The 13,538-nt window shown below is 52.0% G+C and carries 26 protein-coding genes and 2 pseudogenes; 21 read left to right on the forward strand and 7 right to left on the reverse strand.

What is annotated here, in order from left to right:
• Nucleotides 1–4: 4 nt before the first annotated feature.
• The 6 genes and pseudogenes from IM317_RS16625 to IM317_RS16650 all read right to left on the reverse strand — a co-directional run bounded on the left by IM317_RS16625 (nucleotide 5) and on the right by IM317_RS16650 (nucleotide 3,498).
• A complete protein-coding gene (locus IM317_RS16625; RefSeq protein ID WP_193362502.1) occupies nucleotides 5–1,378 on the reverse strand; it encodes a replicative DNA helicase in 1,374 nt (457 codons plus the stop codon).
• On the reverse strand, nucleotides 1,375–2,400 hold the full coding sequence (locus tag IM317_RS16630) for a replication protein (protein WP_375336434.1): 1,026 nt from the start codon (nucleotides 2,398–2,400) through the stop codon (nucleotides 1,375–1,377). The genes IM317_RS16625 and IM317_RS16630 overlap by 4 nt, the downstream gene beginning before the upstream one ends.
• Nucleotides 2,401–2,452: 52 nt before the next feature.
• The gene (locus tag IM317_RS16635; RefSeq protein ID WP_015571544.1) at nucleotides 2,453–2,599 is read right to left on the reverse strand and encodes a hypothetical protein; all 147 of its coding nucleotides are present in this window, start codon (nucleotides 2,597–2,599) and stop codon (nucleotides 2,453–2,455) included.
• Nucleotides 2,594–2,686 (reverse strand): annotated as a pseudogene (locus tag IM317_RS16640) (replication protein); the annotation flags it as partial. The pseudogene IM317_RS16640 and the gene IM317_RS16635, both read right to left, overlap by 6 nt.
• Nucleotides 2,683–3,246: a toxin YdaT family protein gene (locus tag IM317_RS16645; protein ID WP_193362504.1), complete on the reverse strand. Its 564-nt coding sequence runs from the start codon at nucleotides 3,244–3,246 to the stop codon at nucleotides 2,683–2,685. The pseudogene IM317_RS16640 and the gene IM317_RS16645, both read right to left, overlap by 4 nt.
• Before the next feature lie 30 nt (nucleotides 3,247–3,276).
• Nucleotides 3,277–3,498, reverse strand: coding sequence for a helix-turn-helix domain-containing protein (locus IM317_RS16650; RefSeq protein ID WP_193362505.1), 222 nt, complete (start codon nucleotides 3,496–3,498; stop codon nucleotides 3,277–3,279).
• Between the two features lie 117 nt (nucleotides 3,499–3,615).
• On the opposite strand from IM317_RS16650, the gene IM317_RS16655 reads away from it, so the two are divergent.
• Nucleotides 3,616–4,326, forward strand: a complete 711-nt coding sequence (locus IM317_RS16655; protein ID WP_193362506.1) for a helix-turn-helix transcriptional regulator — start codon at nucleotides 3,616–3,618, stop codon at nucleotides 4,324–4,326.
• 73 nt (nucleotides 4,327–4,399) lie between these two features.
• Complete coding sequence (locus tag IM317_RS16660; RefSeq protein WP_193362507.1) at nucleotides 4,400–4,780, forward strand: hypothetical protein; 381 nt, start codon at nucleotides 4,400–4,402, stop codon at nucleotides 4,778–4,780.
• Nucleotides 4,781–4,821: 41 nt separating this feature from the next.
• On the opposite strand, the gene IM317_RS16665 is transcribed toward IM317_RS16660, so the two are convergent.
• Nucleotides 4,822–5,031, reverse strand: a complete 210-nt coding sequence (locus IM317_RS16665; protein WP_193362508.1) for a hypothetical protein — start codon at nucleotides 5,029–5,031, stop codon at nucleotides 4,822–4,824.
• 424 nt (nucleotides 5,032–5,455) lie between these two features.
• Here IM317_RS16665 and IM317_RS16670 point away from each other — a divergent pair, with 424 nt between their 5' ends.
• From IM317_RS16670 to IM317_RS16760, 19 genes and pseudogenes are all read left to right on the forward strand, one after another.
• Complete coding sequence (locus IM317_RS16670) at nucleotides 5,456–5,797, forward strand: hypothetical protein (protein ID WP_172421319.1); 342 nt, start codon at nucleotides 5,456–5,458, stop codon at nucleotides 5,795–5,797.
• 128 nt (nucleotides 5,798–5,925) lie between these two features.
• Nucleotides 5,926–6,147, forward strand: coding sequence for a DUF551 domain-containing protein (locus IM317_RS24305; RefSeq protein WP_075202194.1), 222 nt, complete (start codon nucleotides 5,926–5,928; stop codon nucleotides 6,145–6,147).
• Between the two features lie 162 nt (nucleotides 6,148–6,309).
• Entirely contained in the window at nucleotides 6,310–6,819 is a 510-nt protein-coding gene (locus tag IM317_RS16680) for a hypothetical protein (protein WP_047642407.1), read from the forward strand.
• On the forward strand, nucleotides 6,816–6,974 hold the full coding sequence (locus tag IM317_RS16685) for a hypothetical protein (RefSeq protein ID WP_193362509.1): 159 nt from the start codon (nucleotides 6,816–6,818) through the stop codon (nucleotides 6,972–6,974). Before IM317_RS16680 ends, IM317_RS16685 begins: the two co-directional genes overlap by 4 nt.
• Entirely contained in the window at nucleotides 6,971–7,477 is a 507-nt protein-coding gene (locus tag IM317_RS16690) for an HNH endonuclease (RefSeq protein ID WP_181530438.1), read from the forward strand. The genes IM317_RS16685 and IM317_RS16690 overlap by 4 nt, the downstream gene beginning before the upstream one ends.
• Nucleotides 7,455–7,709 carry a cell division protein FtsZ gene (locus IM317_RS16695; RefSeq protein WP_049015640.1) on the forward strand — a complete coding sequence of 85 codons (255 nt, stop codon included), beginning with the start codon at nucleotides 7,455–7,457 and terminating at the stop codon, nucleotides 7,707–7,709. Before IM317_RS16690 ends, IM317_RS16695 begins: the two co-directional genes overlap by 23 nt.
• Nucleotides 7,696–8,142: a hypothetical protein gene (locus IM317_RS16700; RefSeq protein ID WP_139152886.1), complete on the forward strand. Its 447-nt coding sequence runs from the start codon at nucleotides 7,696–7,698 to the stop codon at nucleotides 8,140–8,142. The genes IM317_RS16695 and IM317_RS16700 overlap by 14 nt, the downstream gene beginning before the upstream one ends.
• Nucleotides 8,143–8,212: 70 nt before the next feature.
• Nucleotides 8,213–9,130 carry a hypothetical protein gene (locus tag IM317_RS16705; RefSeq protein WP_193362510.1) on the forward strand — a complete coding sequence of 306 codons (918 nt, stop codon included), beginning with the start codon at nucleotides 8,213–8,215 and terminating at the stop codon, nucleotides 9,128–9,130.
• A gap of 8 nt (nucleotides 9,131–9,138) precedes the next feature.
• Nucleotides 9,139–9,336: a hypothetical protein gene (locus IM317_RS16710; RefSeq protein ID WP_001303341.1), complete on the forward strand. Its 198-nt coding sequence runs from the start codon at nucleotides 9,139–9,141 to the stop codon at nucleotides 9,334–9,336.
• Entirely contained in the window at nucleotides 9,333–9,491 is a 159-nt protein-coding gene (locus tag IM317_RS16715; RefSeq protein WP_000122968.1) for a hypothetical protein, read from the forward strand. Before IM317_RS16710 ends, IM317_RS16715 begins: the two co-directional genes overlap by 4 nt.
• Nucleotides 9,488–10,213 carry a Rad52/Rad22 family DNA repair protein gene (locus IM317_RS16720; protein ID WP_049015610.1) on the forward strand — a complete coding sequence of 242 codons (726 nt, stop codon included), beginning with the start codon at nucleotides 9,488–9,490 and terminating at the stop codon, nucleotides 10,211–10,213. The genes IM317_RS16715 and IM317_RS16720 overlap by 4 nt, the downstream gene beginning before the upstream one ends.
• Entirely contained in the window at nucleotides 10,214–10,708 is a 495-nt protein-coding gene (locus IM317_RS16725; protein ID WP_063448427.1) for a single-stranded DNA-binding protein, read from the forward strand. It abuts the gene before it with no gap.
• Nucleotides 10,709–11,394: 686 nt separating this feature from the next.
• Nucleotides 11,395–11,547, forward strand: a complete 153-nt coding sequence (locus IM317_RS16730; RefSeq protein WP_172421309.1) for a DUF1317 family protein — start codon at nucleotides 11,395–11,397, stop codon at nucleotides 11,545–11,547.
• Nucleotides 11,544–12,095, forward strand: coding sequence for a phage N-6-adenine-methyltransferase (locus IM317_RS16735; RefSeq protein WP_172421307.1), 552 nt, complete (start codon nucleotides 11,544–11,546; stop codon nucleotides 12,093–12,095). Before IM317_RS16730 ends, IM317_RS16735 begins: the two co-directional genes overlap by 4 nt.
• Nucleotides 12,092–12,310 (forward strand): hypothetical protein, encoded by a 219-nt coding sequence (locus IM317_RS16740; protein ID WP_023300422.1) that lies wholly within the window; start codon nucleotides 12,092–12,094, stop codon nucleotides 12,308–12,310. Before IM317_RS16735 ends, IM317_RS16740 begins: the two co-directional genes overlap by 4 nt.
• Nucleotides 12,307–12,654, forward strand: coding sequence for a hypothetical protein (locus IM317_RS16745; protein WP_172421305.1), 348 nt, complete (start codon nucleotides 12,307–12,309; stop codon nucleotides 12,652–12,654). Before IM317_RS16740 ends, IM317_RS16745 begins: the two co-directional genes overlap by 4 nt.
• 91 nt (nucleotides 12,655–12,745) lie before the next feature.
• Nucleotides 12,746–12,862: pseudogene (locus tag IM317_RS23990) on the forward strand (TraR/DksA family transcriptional regulator); the annotation flags it as partial.
• 205 nt (nucleotides 12,863–13,067) lie between these two features.
• Nucleotides 13,068–13,268 carry a hypothetical protein gene (locus IM317_RS16755; RefSeq protein WP_193362512.1) on the forward strand — a complete coding sequence of 67 codons (201 nt, stop codon included), beginning with the start codon at nucleotides 13,068–13,070 and terminating at the stop codon, nucleotides 13,266–13,268.
• An 8-nt stretch (nucleotides 13,269–13,276) separates the two neighbouring features.
• Nucleotides 13,277–13,522, forward strand: coding sequence for an excisionase family protein (locus IM317_RS16760; RefSeq protein ID WP_045328197.1), 246 nt, complete (start codon nucleotides 13,277–13,279; stop codon nucleotides 13,520–13,522).
• Nucleotides 13,523–13,538 lie beyond the last annotated feature (16 nt).

The following is a 13,538-nucleotide window of genomic DNA, read 5'->3' on the forward strand; positions in this document are numbered from 1 at the left end:
CGTCTTAGCACTCATAGTCAGCCTCCTGTTGCATCTGGCCGCTGTAGGTGAAATCTACCGGGTCCAGGCCGGAGTAGCGGCTGCTGAAGTGGTAGGTTTTTTCTGCCCCCGGCGCATGGCGGGACTTCACACAGATGATTTCTGTGATGCCTTTCAGTTCGGTGTTCGGGTTGTATTTCTCATCCCGGTAGATCATGAAAATCACATCGGCTTCCTGCTCGATAACACCGGACTCGCGGAGGTCAGCTGCGACCGGGCGCTTATTAGCACGTTCTTCGACCTTACGGTTAAGCTGAGCCAGTGCGATGACCGGGCAACGCAACTCTTTCGCCAGGTTTTTCAGGCCGGTGGCGATCTCCCCTACGCTGCGGTTCATGTTCTCAGGGTCAGACATGCGCATCTTCTGGAGGTAATCGACAATGACCACACCAAGTCCACCCAGTTTCTTGCTCATTCGCCTGGCTTCCGCTCGCACCTGATGAACGCTGAGGGATGGCTTGTCGTTGATATAGATCGGGGCTTCGATGAAATCCTTCATGCAGTGGCCGACCTTTCCCCAGGCACCATCCATCACGCCGCTCTGCTTGCTGAGTAAATCCTCTTTGCTCACCCGTGCCCGGTGGAACGCGACACGTTCGGAGATCTGATCAACTGGCATTTCCAGGCTGAAGAACAGCACCGGCTTTTTGTTTTTCAGGCCTACGGTTTCTGTCACTGTGGTGCTAAACATGGTTTTCCCCATGCCAGGACGTCCACCAACGACGATAAAATCGGTGTTGTTGAACCCGCCAAATGCGCTGTCGATGGTCGCCATGCCCAGCTCGGTTTTGTGCTTCCAGATATCGCCACTGATAATCGACTGGATAGTCTCAAGAGACATGTCGATCCCGGTGGTGATGTGTTCAGTTCCGTAGTCAGCGTTGTGCTCAATTCCAGAGATGTCGGCCTGAATGCTGCCAATGATGTCAGCAATACCCTCGGTAGTTGGTTCGGACAGCTTCTGGATCCCGACCTGTAACGCCAGGGTCATACGGCGACCAAGGTACATTTCCCTAAGCTTCTCGCAGTAGCTGGCAAGGTTAGCGAACGATGGCGTGTTTTTGCTGCATTCAGCCAGGTAAGCGAATCCCCCGGCACTTTCCAGCGCGCCAAGCCGTTCAAGGTCGCTGGTCAACGTCAGCAGGTCTATCTTCTCCCCGGACTCGTTGAGGCGTTTGTAGGACCGCAGAGCAACCTTGTGAGGCGTTGCTGTGAAGTGGTCCTCAGTCAGCCCCTCAATCGCGTCAGTCGCCATGTCAACGCCGTCTGTGCGGCCCGCTGCGAGCATGATCCCGCCGATGACGGCCTGCTCAACGTACAAATCGATAAAACGGCTCATGCTTTGACTCCCTTGCGCTCACGGTGCTCGTTGATGGCCTGCTCGTAGACAGATCCCCAGTTCTTCGGATTCAGTATCCAGTCGAGAGTCAGCCATGGCTGATCGCCTCGGGTGCCGAACAGGGAAGACTTGCTAATCAGCTCGAAGGCCATTCCCATGTGCTTCAGTTCTCGCCAGTTGCCCTGGGTGGTTTTGCCGTTCCACACAGCTTCCAGGTCTCGATAGGCCGGACGGCGGCGGTTCCACTCATGCAGCGAAACGGCCTTTGAAGGGAATTTTTCATTCCAGAGCTTGATGATCTCTTCGTGCGGACAGGCTGCCGGATTGCTTCCCTGGCCATCAGCCCATATCAGGGCGTCTGACAGGTATCCATCAAAGCGGGTCATACGGCACAGGTTCTCTGGCTTGAAGCTGTGACCCCAGTTCACATGGGCCCAGCGAATAACGAGTTTCAGCTCTTCAGCGGTGTAGCACTGGTCTTTGCTCTTCACCGTGGAGAGAGCTTTCTCGAAAGGTGCCAGCGCAGCACAACGACTACCAGTTAGCTCGTTGAAGTAATCCATCACCTCCTGAGCGAGTGAGTTTTCCCCCTGGGGGGATTTAGGGGGATCTTTTCTTTCTTTCTTTTGAATAGTTTCTTTTGTGTTTAGCTGAGTTGGCTTATGGGTATTAGCTGACTTGGCTAATGTTTCATTAGCTGTTTCGGCTAATGATTTGCAATTTTGGCTAATGCTGAAATTCCAGTCAGAAATCACCTTATTCACCCCGATCGCCAGGCCGTTGGTAACGATGATGTTCATTGCAATCATCTCGTTCTTGGCCTTGCAGACATGCGTATGGTGAATGCCGGTCATTGCTGCAATCTGGGTATTGGTAATGCGGTCAAACTTTTTCCCGAACCCGTAAGTTTTGCGGATCACCGCCAGAACGACCTTCAGCTGGCGAGCCGTTAAATCAGCAGCCATAACCGCTTCCAGCAGCTCGTTAGCGATGCGGGTATACCCATCATCGATATCTGCCACCTGACGCTCCACGACCGATACAGACGGTCTGAAAGGTATTACTTTTGCGAGATTACCCACGGCCACTCTCCTTACGTTTCAGCTCTTCCAGGATGGCGCGCATCTTCTCTGCCACAATCGGGTTAACCGAGCGGATGAAGCGGTCGCGGGTTATGTTTTTATGTACAGCGGTATGGTAATAGCGTGGATTTTTTGCCATTATTCCTCCTGCAACTACTCTCGTTTTTGCACCAGAAAGTCGGTTCTGTTCGCGCAGACCGGCTTTCGCCATTTCTGTAGTTCTCATATAACCCCCAGCATCGACGTCACCATCGTCATCAGCGGCCCTACTTGCTCCGGCATGAGGCGGAACAGCGACGCTATACCCTCGCTTACCTCTTTCATCTTCTGATGCTCTGGAGCGCCGAGGAGAACAGCCTGCTTTGCTTCAGCGCACTCTTTCATGGCCTCCGCAATCAACTCCTCTTTCGTCTTGCCTTTCACCAGACCGAACTGACGGGCCACCTGCTCGTTATCCCGAGCCATCACATCGACAATGACGGGGATCAACAGCATCAGCCCTTTGTCGTTCTTCGGGCCCGGATCGTTAATCATCCGGAAGAAGTTCTGCTTCGTGTTGTGTTCAGAACCTGCCAGTAACAACCCCTTCCCGCCGCGCGCCAGCCACTCTTTCGCAACCAGCTGAGAAATGTGAACCTGAGACTGGCCCGGCGTAGCTTTTTGCCATGCCTTAACTGCCTCCCGTATTCGAATTAGCTTACGGTTATTGCGCGGAACACTTTGATAAATCGAAATCAACGGACGTTGTTCAAGTCCGGTACTCTGTTGATACGCAAGTGAATGCATTGCTTTCCCTTTCGTTGTTAAGGCCGCCGGTTAGGCGGCAAAGATACCTGGATATAGAACTTCGCGAGGAAGCCCCGTCACTTCTTCGTACTTACGCATTTTTGTTACTGGAAGGCTGCCACCTCGCTTCTTAAGCATATTGATGGCCTGTGGCGTTACGCCGACCTTTTCAGCAAGCACCTTTTGAGAGCCGCCCACTGCATTAATGGCTTTCTCAAGCGGGGTGCTGACGTTGGATTTTTTGTTGATCATGTTTTGCTCCGCTCATGTGTAATCAACACCATGTTAATTCATGATGTGGATTAAATCAACATTATGGTGATGGAAAAAATCCACATGTTGTTTACCATGCATGGAGCGGAGGGTTTTATGAGTAGCATTTCTGAAAGAATTAAATTTTTACTGACAAGGGAAGGCTTGAAACAGCGGGATTTAGCTGAGGCTTTATCGACCAGCCCTCAGACCGTAAACAACTGGATTAAGAGAGACGCGTTAAGTCGTGAGGCTGCGCAACAAATATCTGAAAAGTTCGGTTATTCTCTTGACTGGTTATTAAATGGAGATGGCTCTCCAAAGAAAGATCAGGAGAGCAATATCCCTCCAGAGTCTGAGTGGGGCGTTGTTGATGCTTGGGATAAAGACACACCACTTCCTGCTGACGAGGTTGAAGTGCCGTTCCTGAAAGATATTGAATTTGCGTGTGGTGATGGTCGCGTTCATTGCGAAGACCATAATGGATTTAAGCTCCGATTCTCTAAAGCAACGCTTAGGCGAGTTGGTGCAAATAGCGATGGGTCTGGAGTGCTTTGCTTTCCTGCGTCTGGTGACAGCATGGAGCCAGTAATTCCTGATGGCGCAACGGTAGCTGTAGACACAGGCAATAAGCGGATTATTGATGGCGAGCTCTATGCCATCAACCAAGGGGAATTGAAGCGCATAAAGCAGCTTTATCGAAAGCCTGGCGGCAAGCTTTTAATACGTAGCATCAATCGCGATTATGACGATGAAGAGGCTGAAGAGACTGAGGTGGAAATCATCGGGTTTGTGTTTTGGTACTCTGTTTTAAGATACAGAAGATAACAAAATCAATAATATTTCACTCAACTTTTTGTGATGTTAAGATGCTTCCGATTGCAATCAATGGAAATGAAACATGAAAAAAATAGTTCTGGCAGTGATTATAGCTACAGGCCTTGTTGGGTGCGCATCTTCTGGAAATCAGAAACTTAAGAACGAAACTGAAACCAGTGTTCAGACAAAAATTCAGGAAGGAAAAACCACCAAGGCAGAAGTTAAATCCTACTTTGGATCACCTGATGCCGTATCATACACTGATGGTGGCAATGAGATCTGGAAGTATGCATTCGCCAACGTGAAAGTGAACGGCACTACCTTCATTCCGTTCTATGGACTTTTCCATAATGGAACAAATGGCACTAAGAAAGAGCTGACCATCCTCTTCAAAGACGACAAGGTACAGAAATACACCATGTCAGAATCAGCGATTAATACAAAATCTGGATGGGCTGATTAACACCCGCCATTATCCATGCCCGGCCTCCCGGTCGGGTTTCTTCACCTTAGCGCTTTTCTGCCCTTCCTTACGATCTCCGCAGCATCCCTGTTAATCCCTTTTCCGATGACATTACCCGTCTCCCTGCGGTACTGCTCCAACTTATTGATGATGGTCTCCTGAGTCACAGGCAGATCCGCCAGCGATAATTCCATCACAGCCCGCCCGACAGCATGAGCCATCATGTTCAATCTTTCTTCATCCAAGTCCATCGCACACTCCTTTTTGATGTTTTTTGCAGCATATCACTTATGCCACCAAAAAATAAATAAACATACAAATCAACAAGAAACCATTAAATCAACAAAATAAATCCACAAGGTGTTGACCTATAAATCCACATGATGTTTAATTACTCCATCGAAACGACATCGACAGCTGAGCGAAGTTAGCCAGCGGCGGACAGCAAGTCGCCTGCTCATTAAGAATTCAACCAAGCAGCAAATCACCCGGAGCGCTCCTGGCAAATTGAAATGGCGCCCAATGGGATTGAGGCAGGTGTGTAACGCGTGGCGGGTATAGCACACGAAGAGGACTCCGCACCGGAATGGTTTGCTGCTCAGTTCCCGAACATCGGGGAAGCTTTACCAGCAGCTCTTTGCGAGGGGCTGACGGTAAACAAAGAGAGGAGTGTGTATGGCAGATAAAAAAACGGCGCCACTACTGCTTAACGTAGACGCCAGTGAGGTTCTCACTCAGTTCGGGGAGCTTTTAAAGTTACTTGAACTTCCAGCCAGTTCCTTTCAGGGAATTCCTGAGCATGTCGTCGATCTGTTTTTTGACCGTGTCCGTAGCCTGATTGACAACATCGTCCTTAGTGATTTCTCGACCACAGTCAGCACAACTGACGCCGGTGAAATTTGTCTCAAAGTCAAAATCATCGGGCTGGTTGAACATCTCACTTCCGCAGTCAGGGCACACGGTCCGCATGGTTTGCATGAATATATCCTTTCTACTGTTGGGGAGATTAAAGAGTAAGCGATTTCTTGCTGTTGGGGAATAGCGGGAAAGCGCGCGCCGGGCGCGGATAAATACCCCGGCACTCATTCAAGTTGAGGCTGCCAGGTAGGCGGCCTTTTTTGCGGGTAATTACAGAGGGTAAGGGTATGGAGTGGATTAAGTGCAGCGAGCGAATGCCACCTACCGGGAAATATGTATTGGCTCTTCACATTGAGAAATATCAGGTGGTTGTCTGCTGGCTCCCGAAGGAAGAGGTTTATGCGGGAGAGCATTTACGCGGCACCGGTTGGTGGGAAAGGGATGGGGATTTAGAACCGCGACCTTCTTATACGCACTGGGTGAACCTCCCCGCCCCACCTGATGAATAGACCCGCTCCGGCGGGTTTTTTATCGGCCATACATAGGCAGATTTTCGAGTCTGCCCATTTATGACAACCGGCGGCCATCCACCGCCCATTGAAACACTGAATAAATGCGTTGAAGTCTTGTATTAACCGTTCGGCGGCGCGGCCTTAAGCGCGGAGATGATTATGACTCTTATCGAATTGACCAAAAAGAAAATGGCAATTGAAGCCGAACTGGCTCAGTTGAAGGCGAAGTTTGTTGATGACACCTCACGCATCGGTAAAGAGCTGATTGCCGTGTCTGAAGGTATCAACCAGGCCAATAAAGGCCTAACGGTTGAGATGGTTAGGCATGGCATGACGATCATTAACTTCGGTGACCCGAAACAAAGCATGGAGCGGCGCGGGTGTGTTGAAGACGCGATTAACGACATTGCGTCGGGGTTCAACCGTCTGAGCGAGCGTTATTTTGGCACAAAAAACTACGCCCAATGGAGCGATCAGCGTGAAGACCATCGCTATGGATATGGCCCTAAACACGGCTCTATCTGCTTCAAGATCGGTTTAACTGGCACCGCACTTAATAAGCTGGCAAGCGGCGGGTTGAGTGATTACGACGCTGAATGCGCTATCTACTGCCTGATGAACATTGACGCCATCAATGCGGCAAACGCCAAAGCCCGGGAGGCATCATGACCGTAACCCACCACGGCAAGCAGTACACCGCCAAAAAGCTTAACGATAACGAGTGGCAGCTGACGTCGGTATCCAACCCGCGTGAAAAGCTGACGCTCAACCGCTGGCACATGAAGCTGGCTGGCCTCCTGGAGCAGGTTGAGGTGAAGGTATGATGCGAAAGCACAAGTTGCCAAGTGCTGAGGAGATAGATTCCTTGCTGGATTACAACCCTGAAACCGGAGTATTTACGTGGAAAGTGACGAAATCAGGATGGGTTGTAAAGGGGCGGCCTGCTGGTTCAAAAAACAATAATGGCTATCTCCGAGTTGGTATTGCAAGAAGGCACTACTTCCTTTCTCGAATCGCATTTTTCTTATGCACCGGGGAATCACCTGAAGAAGTAGACCATATCAATGGTGACAGAACAGATAACAGGGCGTGCAACTTAAGAGCCGCAAGCCGTCATGAAAACTGCCTCAATAAGTCGGTAAGAAGCGACAGCAGGACTGGTGTAAAGGGCGTCTCATGGCGACCGGATGTTAAAAAATGGTCTGCACGATCAACTGATTCATCGGGGAAGAGAGTGTTTTTAGGTTACTACCGCACCATCAGAGATGCGGTGGCTGTCCTTAATGATTTTCGGAGAGAACAGCATGGTGAGTTTGCAAAAAATTAGCAGCAACTTGCACTACGGCACCACCCCGCTCATTCGCCAGTGCGTTACGCCCGGCATGATGGCAATGCATGAAGGCCGCACTTATCGCGTCTCAGCAGTCATTCAGGAGCGTAAATGGGTCTACCTTCACACCGATGCAGAAATAATCCGCCTCAGTGACTGCGTGATTGACGTCCTTCTCGATGGCACAGGTCTTCCAATTCAGCGCGGAGGTGAGCATGCAATGGGTTAAATACTCTGAACGCAAGCCAGATGCCGCCGGTGTTTATATGTGGCGAATGGGTAGCCGAAAAGTTAAAGGGCTTGTCGTTATTGCCCGAGCTAAATTTCGCCTTCGTGGCGCTGGTTACGAAGATGTTCTTTCTCCTGAATTTGACCGTTGGGACGGATATTCGGTTGTTGTGCCAGGCGAACTTCAATGGGCTGAAGATGATGGATCGCTGCCGGACATTTCTTTCGAAAATCTCCCTGACGCAACAGAGTGTCCATTTTGCAAGCGACAGCCAGCAATTAAAGCGTTCGAATGGGATCGCGGTTGCAGGATTGGTCCAGAGCCATACATCCTCAATCAGTTCCAATTGAAGTGCTGCGGATGGATCGCTCCTGTTACCTTCGACTCACCAATTTCTGCCATAGAGTCCTGGAACTCAAAACTTTCTAAGTAACCACCCTATTCAACCGATCGGCCTGGCTTTCTGCGGGCGGGATCTGCACATCCAAATTTCAGGAGAAACCATGAGCGAAGTAACGGATTTAGTCGTCATTGAGAAACAGAACGCAATGGCGGTATTCACCACCAAAGAGCAGCTCGACCCTATTATTGAGGCGATCGAGAAAGAAGCTCGCAGCCTGGTACCGGATGTGTCGACCCGCAAAGGCCGCGACGCGATCGCATCCATGGCGCATAAGGTTGCCCGCTCCAAAACCTATATCGACAACGCCGGCAAGGATCTGGTTGCCGAGCTTAAAGCCCTGCCGAAGCAGATCGACGAAAGCCGCCGCATTGTGCGTGAGCGGCTGGACGCGCTGAAGGATGAAGTACGGCGCCCGCTCACAGAATGGGAAGCCGAGCAGGAACGCATTAAGGCTGAAGAAGCCATGAACGCGATGCACGCCGAAGCGCTGGAGATGAACATCAGGTTCGATCAGGAGCTGGCTGCCAAGTTCGAAGCGGACCACGAAATGGCCCTGCTGATGAACAAGGATTTCGACCGCGACCGCGAAGAGCAGCGCCGCCAGGCGGAACAGGCACAGCGTGAGCACGAAGAGCGCATTAAGCGTGAAGCGGCAGAACAAGCCCGCCGTGATGCCGAAGCTAAGCACAAAGCAGAGATTGAAGCCGCAGCACGCCGTGAAGCCGAAGAAAAAGCTCGCGAGAAGCAGGAAGCGGAAGAGCGTGCACGACGCGAAAAAGAAGAGGCCGTTGCCGCTGAGCGCCGCCGCCAGGAAGAGGCAGAGGCCGCCCGTCTGGCCGAAGAGCAGCGCAAAGCTGAAGAAGAAGCGCGTCGCGCCGCGGACAAAGAGCACCGCCGCACCGTCAACCGTCGTGTCTACGCAGACCTTATTGCTCAGGGCATCCCAGAAGAATTCGCACAGAAAGCAGTGCTGGCGATTGCTGGCGGCAAAGTGCAGGACGCGCACATCAAATATTGAGGCGAATCATGAATATCACATGCGAGTGCGTAGACATGCGCACATCTGTCGGCCCCCATAACACCATCAAAGTTGAGATGGAAGGCGTTGTGCTGGCCGGTACCGTTAAAACCCGTGACGTACTACCCCAGCTCGACGGCGCAGAAGTCATTGAGTGGCTGGCTGAGCAGGGTTACGTCATCACCCATCAGGAGCGTGCAGCATGACGGCAGCAGAACGGTGGGATGAAGAGTCATTCCTTCGCCTTATGCGCGACGAGCTGCCGGAAAAGCCGGAGGGTGATGACGAGCCAGTTAACCTGGCCGCCGAGCGGCAGAGCCCGGTCATTAGCTGGGATGAGTTTGTGGGGAATTACACATGAACCTTGATGATTTAGATGCGCCATTTGCAAGTGAGGATATTGAGTGGCGCATTCAGCAGGTGGGAAAAAACAATAACGGAATCTGGGCCAAGGTGCTGGCCTACGTAACTAACCGCGCAATCATGAAGCGGCTGGATGAAGTATGCGGCAAAGCTGGCTGGCGTAACGAATACCGCGATATTCCGAACAATGGCGGCGTTGAGTGCGGTATTTCCATCAAAGTTGACGGCGAGTGGATCACCAAGTGGGATGCGGCAGAAAACACACAGGTTGAAGCTGTGAAAGGTGGTCGCTCTGGCGCCATGAAGCGCGCCGCCGTGCAATGGGGGATCGGTCGTTACCTCTACAACCTGGAGGAAGGGTTCGCAGTGGTTTCAGCAACGCGCGCGCCCGGGTTCCAGTACGCGAAATCAAAAGAGGTTGGCGTTTTCTATTGGAAGGCGCCTGCTCTACCGGGATGGGCATTGCCATCAGGAACACCAACCGAGCAGGACCAACAACCGCATGATGGTCACCAGCGACGAGACCAGGCACCTCAGTCCGTGGATGCGGACAAAATCCTCGCCGAATTCTCTGCATACGCTGGCTCTGAAAACGATAGCGATCGGCTTAAGCATAGCTATGAAGACACATGGAAATTGCTTAACGGATTTACTGAGCACCAGAGCAAATGCAAAGACGTTACTGGCATTCGACTCAAAGAACTTAAACAGGCGGCTTAAATGGCAAAGGGCATCAACAAAGTGATCCTCGTCGGCAACCTCGGGCAAGACCCCGAGGTCCGTTATCTTCCGTCCGGCGGCGCAGTGTGCAGCCTGACACTGGCGACATCTGAGTCATGGCGAGATAAAGCCACTGGCGAGCAAAAAGAGCATACGGAATGGCATCGCGTTGTTCTGTTCGGAAAGTTGGCTGAGGTGGCCGGAGAATACCTGCGCAAAGGATATCAGGTCTATATCGAGGGTCAGCTGCGCACCCGCAAATGGACAGATCAGGCTGGCGTCGAGAGGTACACCACAGAGGTGGTGGTAAACGTCGGCGGAACGATGCAGATGCTTGGTGGCCGTCAGGGCGGTGGAGCGGCATCGGCAGGTGGAAGCACGGCGCAGGGCGGAAATCAGTTTAGCGGCGGCGCGCAGTCTCGCCCGCAGCAGCAGTCTGCACGTGCACCTTCTAACGAGCCACCAATGGACTTTGACTCAGACATACCATTCTAGGAGCCGAATATGAAGACCTGTTCCAGATGCAATCAGCAGAAGGAAGAAAGGGAATTTCAGATTAGAAGAGCATCCAACGATGGACTTTCAGCAGCATGTAAAGCCTGCTTATCAGATTACGATCGCAGTAGAGCAAACCTTCCCCAGCGAGTTAAGGCTCGCGCTGAGTACCAAAAATCTGACAGAGGAAAAGCCAGAGGCAATGCTGCAAAAGTCAGGTTCTCATTAAGAAACCCATGGAAAAGAAAAGCCCACATCATCGTGGGCAATTTTTTGCGCGATGGGAAGTTAATCCGGCCTGTGACATGTGAGACCTGTGGCGTTAAGTGCAAGCCGCAGGCCCACCACTGCGATTACAGCAAGCCAACCGAAGTTATGTGGCTCTGTACTTCATGTCACAGCAATTGGCACAAATTCAACACACCAATTTACCCTTTTGAATCATCTCCCGGTCAGGAGAAACCAATGAACAAATTTACCCACGAGTATCGAAAATATCTTCTCCGGCCAATCCCTGACCGGAAGCTTTCACCCTCTGAGCGAGCCGATCGCAAAGAGCTTTACCTAATCATCCAGCAAGAAAGAGCCAACGACGATTCACCCCCTTCCCCATCCAACTACACGCCAGCTGACCCATACCTAAACGACAACCGCAAAGGCCTCGGTGGCGCTTCAAGGAGTGACTAATGACTCACGCTCACGAAGACATCAGGGTTGGCACACTGTGCCTTCCCTTCTTTGGTAACGGCTGGCTAATACCATGGGGTGAAGTGGTCAGCAATCCATTAAAGGCGCAGCGGCTCGCTGAGGAATATCGGGAAAGGCAGGAGGCGGCATGACAGATTTCACCGGCAGCAACACGCCAGCGGATCAGCGCGACCTCTGGCGCACTCCACCAGCCCTTTTCGCTTCCCTTGATGCTGAGTTCTGCTTCCAGTTGGACGCCGCTGCGGCTCCGCATAACGCGCTGTGCCGGAGGTTCATCACCGCCGAGCAGAACACGCTGGAAACGCCCTGGGCTGATTACCTGAGCATTCCGGGCTACGTCTGGCTGAACCCGCCGTACAGCGACATCACGCCGTTCGTTAAGAAGGCCGCCGCCGAGAGCGCCAATCAGATCGGGACGGTCATGCTGGTACCGGCAGACACTTCGGTTGGCTGGTTCAAGGAAGCTATCCAGACCGCCAGCGAGGTTCGCTTCATCACCGCCGGGCGGCTGGCATTTATAAACCCAGTCACCGGTAAGCCAGTCAGCGGAAATAATAAAGGCAGTATGCTCATCATCTGGCGACCGTACCCGCGTACACACTGCCACTTCGCAACTGTGGACCGGGACGAGCTTATGGCTTTCGGAGCGAAACTTCTCGCCCGTCGGGAGGCCGCATGACGCCAGAAACAGACAACGCTATCCGCGCCGCCTGCCGCCGCTGCACCGAGGAAATCCAGCAGGCCATGCGCAAGAAGCCAAAGCCAAACTGGAACGAAACGGTGCCTCCCATCATCAATAAGCATCACAAGAAAATTGAAGCTCTGGGAGTTAGCCTCCTGGAGTTCGTAGTCAAAACTGGCCGCCTTAACGGGCGGTTTGGAGCCGAACAATGAGTAAATACAGAAAAGGCGCGGTATACCTCCGAAAAATGAAAGCCGGCGATAAATCGAATGACTTTCGCACTTATATGCGCATGGCGATGTTCAGTGACAAAAAAGCGTGGAAACACCCCGAGAAGATTAAGCCTGTCGTGCTCGTTCAGTATGGGATGAAGAATATCGTAAGTGTCTTCATGAATATGGATGACGCTACCGGTTGCCTGTTCAGTGGGGCGATTGAAAAGCGTGCGCGTAACTCCCGACACAATCCTCGCCGCGGCATGCCTTACACAAAAGGCGACCTGAAGAAAGCTTTCCGAAAGTGGGCATTCAAACACAATGCGGAGCGTGCCGCATGAAGGCACTAATCACCAGGGAGCTTAAGGCTCCCTTTTTATTGCTGGCGTTCACCTTCAACCGAATTAACAGACAGTTCCGGGAGCATTGACCATGGCCGATATAATAGATACCGCAGCAGAGATTGAAGAGCTTCAGCGTAACGCTGCCCTTTCCGCTCACCGCATCAACCGAAACGCCGTATCAGCTGAGCATTGCAGTGAGTGCGGAGCTGCTCACTGGCGAAATTGGCGTTCATACAGAAGAGTTCCTGAAAGACTAATCCCACCACCATCACCCGATGTGACGGCCGCCTGACAAGCGGCTTCTTTTTTTGGGAGTAAATCATGCAAATGAATCCAATCATCATGTTCATCGCGTTCTTTACCGCGCTGGGCGCTCTCATATCATTTCTTCACGAACCGGAAGGTGTGCAATGGCTGCTTTTAATGTGGGCGCATTAGTCCAGAAGAAGACCTGCGGTATACATGGCGTGGTGGATAGCCAACTGGAGCCGGAAGGCGATCACCAAAAGGCCTGGGTGCGTTGGGATGACGGCAATTATTCAGTGCACGCGGAAAACGAGTTACGCGCGGCCACGCCAGACGGCCCGAAGTTTTATAAAACGATGTCATAGGAGCGACCATGAGCGAAATGACCTTAATCGTGCCCAACGACTGGGTAACCGAAGAAAAGCTCGTCGAGATTACCGGCCTTCGCCCGGGCACTATTCAGCGGGCCCGCAAAAAATGCTGGATGGTCGGTCGGGAATATCTGCATGTTTCCCCGGACGGAGTGCCGAAGAAAAACAGCGAATGCATGTACAACCGCAAGGCTGTCGACCAGTGGGTTGAGAGCATGTCAAAGAAACAGCCGGGTGCGCGCCAATGAAGAACCGTTTATGCTT

This window comes from Enterobacter cloacae complex sp. S3, from assembly GCF_014930495.1.
GTDB lineage: Bacteria > Pseudomonadota > Gammaproteobacteria > Enterobacterales > Enterobacteriaceae > Enterobacter > Enterobacter asburiae_B.

Coding starts and splice junctions, on each gene's coding strand:
- IM317_RS16695 (WP_049015640.1), top strand. CDS start 7,455: ATGGTGAGTTTGCAAAAAATTAGCAGCAACTTGCACTACGGCACCACC.
- IM317_RS16635 (WP_015571544.1), bottom strand. CDS start 2,599: ATGGCAAAAAATCCACGCTATTACCATACCGCTGTACATAAAAACATA.
- IM317_RS16710 (WP_001303341.1), top strand. CDS start 9,139: ATGAATATCACATGCGAGTGCGTAGACATGCGCACATCTGTCGGCCCC.
- IM317_RS16655 (WP_193362506.1), top strand. CDS start 3,616: ATGAGTAGCATTTCTGAAAGAATTAAATTTTTACTGACAAGGGAAGGC.
- IM317_RS16660 (WP_193362507.1), top strand. CDS start 4,400: ATGAAAAAAATAGTTCTGGCAGTGATTATAGCTACAGGCCTTGTTGGG.
- IM317_RS16700 (WP_139152886.1), top strand. CDS start 7,696: ATGCAATGGGTTAAATACTCTGAACGCAAGCCAGATGCCGCCGGTGTT.
- IM317_RS16625 (WP_193362502.1), bottom strand. CDS start 1,378: ATGAGCCGTTTTATCGATTTGTACGTTGAGCAGGCCGTCATCGGCGGG.
- IM317_RS16680 (WP_047642407.1), top strand. CDS start 6,310: ATGACTCTTATCGAATTGACCAAAAAGAAAATGGCAATTGAAGCCGAA.
- IM317_RS16690 (WP_181530438.1), top strand. CDS start 6,971: ATGATGCGAAAGCACAAGTTGCCAAGTGCTGAGGAGATAGATTCCTTG.
- IM317_RS16685 (WP_193362509.1), top strand. CDS start 6,816: ATGACCGTAACCCACCACGGCAAGCAGTACACCGCCAAAAAGCTTAAC.
- IM317_RS16760 (WP_045328197.1), top strand. CDS start 13,277: ATGAGCGAAATGACCTTAATCGTGCCCAACGACTGGGTAACCGAAGAA.
- IM317_RS16755 (WP_193362512.1), top strand. CDS start 13,068: ATGGCTGCTTTTAATGTGGGCGCATTAGTCCAGAAGAAGACCTGCGGT.
- IM317_RS24305 (WP_075202194.1), top strand. CDS start 5,926: ATGGAGTGGATTAAGTGCAGCGAGCGAATGCCACCTACCGGGAAATAT.
- IM317_RS16735 (WP_172421307.1), top strand. CDS start 11,544: ATGACAGATTTCACCGGCAGCAACACGCCAGCGGATCAGCGCGACCTC.
- IM317_RS16650 (WP_193362505.1), bottom strand. CDS start 3,498: ATGATCAACAAAAAATCCAACGTCAGCACCCCGCTTGAGAAAGCCATT.
- IM317_RS16645 (WP_193362504.1), bottom strand. CDS start 3,246: ATGCATTCACTTGCGTATCAACAGAGTACCGGACTTGAACAACGTCCG.
- IM317_RS16670 (WP_172421319.1), top strand. CDS start 5,456: ATGGCAGATAAAAAAACGGCGCCACTACTGCTTAACGTAGACGCCAGT.
- IM317_RS16725 (WP_063448427.1), top strand. CDS start 10,214: ATGGCAAAGGGCATCAACAAAGTGATCCTCGTCGGCAACCTCGGGCAA.
- IM317_RS16715 (WP_000122968.1), top strand. CDS start 9,333: ATGACGGCAGCAGAACGGTGGGATGAAGAGTCATTCCTTCGCCTTATG.
- IM317_RS16730 (WP_172421309.1), top strand. CDS start 11,395: ATGACTCACGCTCACGAAGACATCAGGGTTGGCACACTGTGCCTTCCC.
- IM317_RS16705 (WP_193362510.1), top strand. CDS start 8,213: ATGAGCGAAGTAACGGATTTAGTCGTCATTGAGAAACAGAACGCAATG.
- IM317_RS16745 (WP_172421305.1), top strand. CDS start 12,307: ATGAGTAAATACAGAAAAGGCGCGGTATACCTCCGAAAAATGAAAGCC.
- IM317_RS16720 (WP_049015610.1), top strand. CDS start 9,488: ATGAACCTTGATGATTTAGATGCGCCATTTGCAAGTGAGGATATTGAG.
- IM317_RS16665 (WP_193362508.1), bottom strand. CDS start 5,031: ATGGACTTGGATGAAGAAAGATTGAACATGATGGCTCATGCTGTCGGG.
- IM317_RS16740 (WP_023300422.1), top strand. CDS start 12,092: ATGACGCCAGAAACAGACAACGCTATCCGCGCCGCCTGCCGCCGCTGC.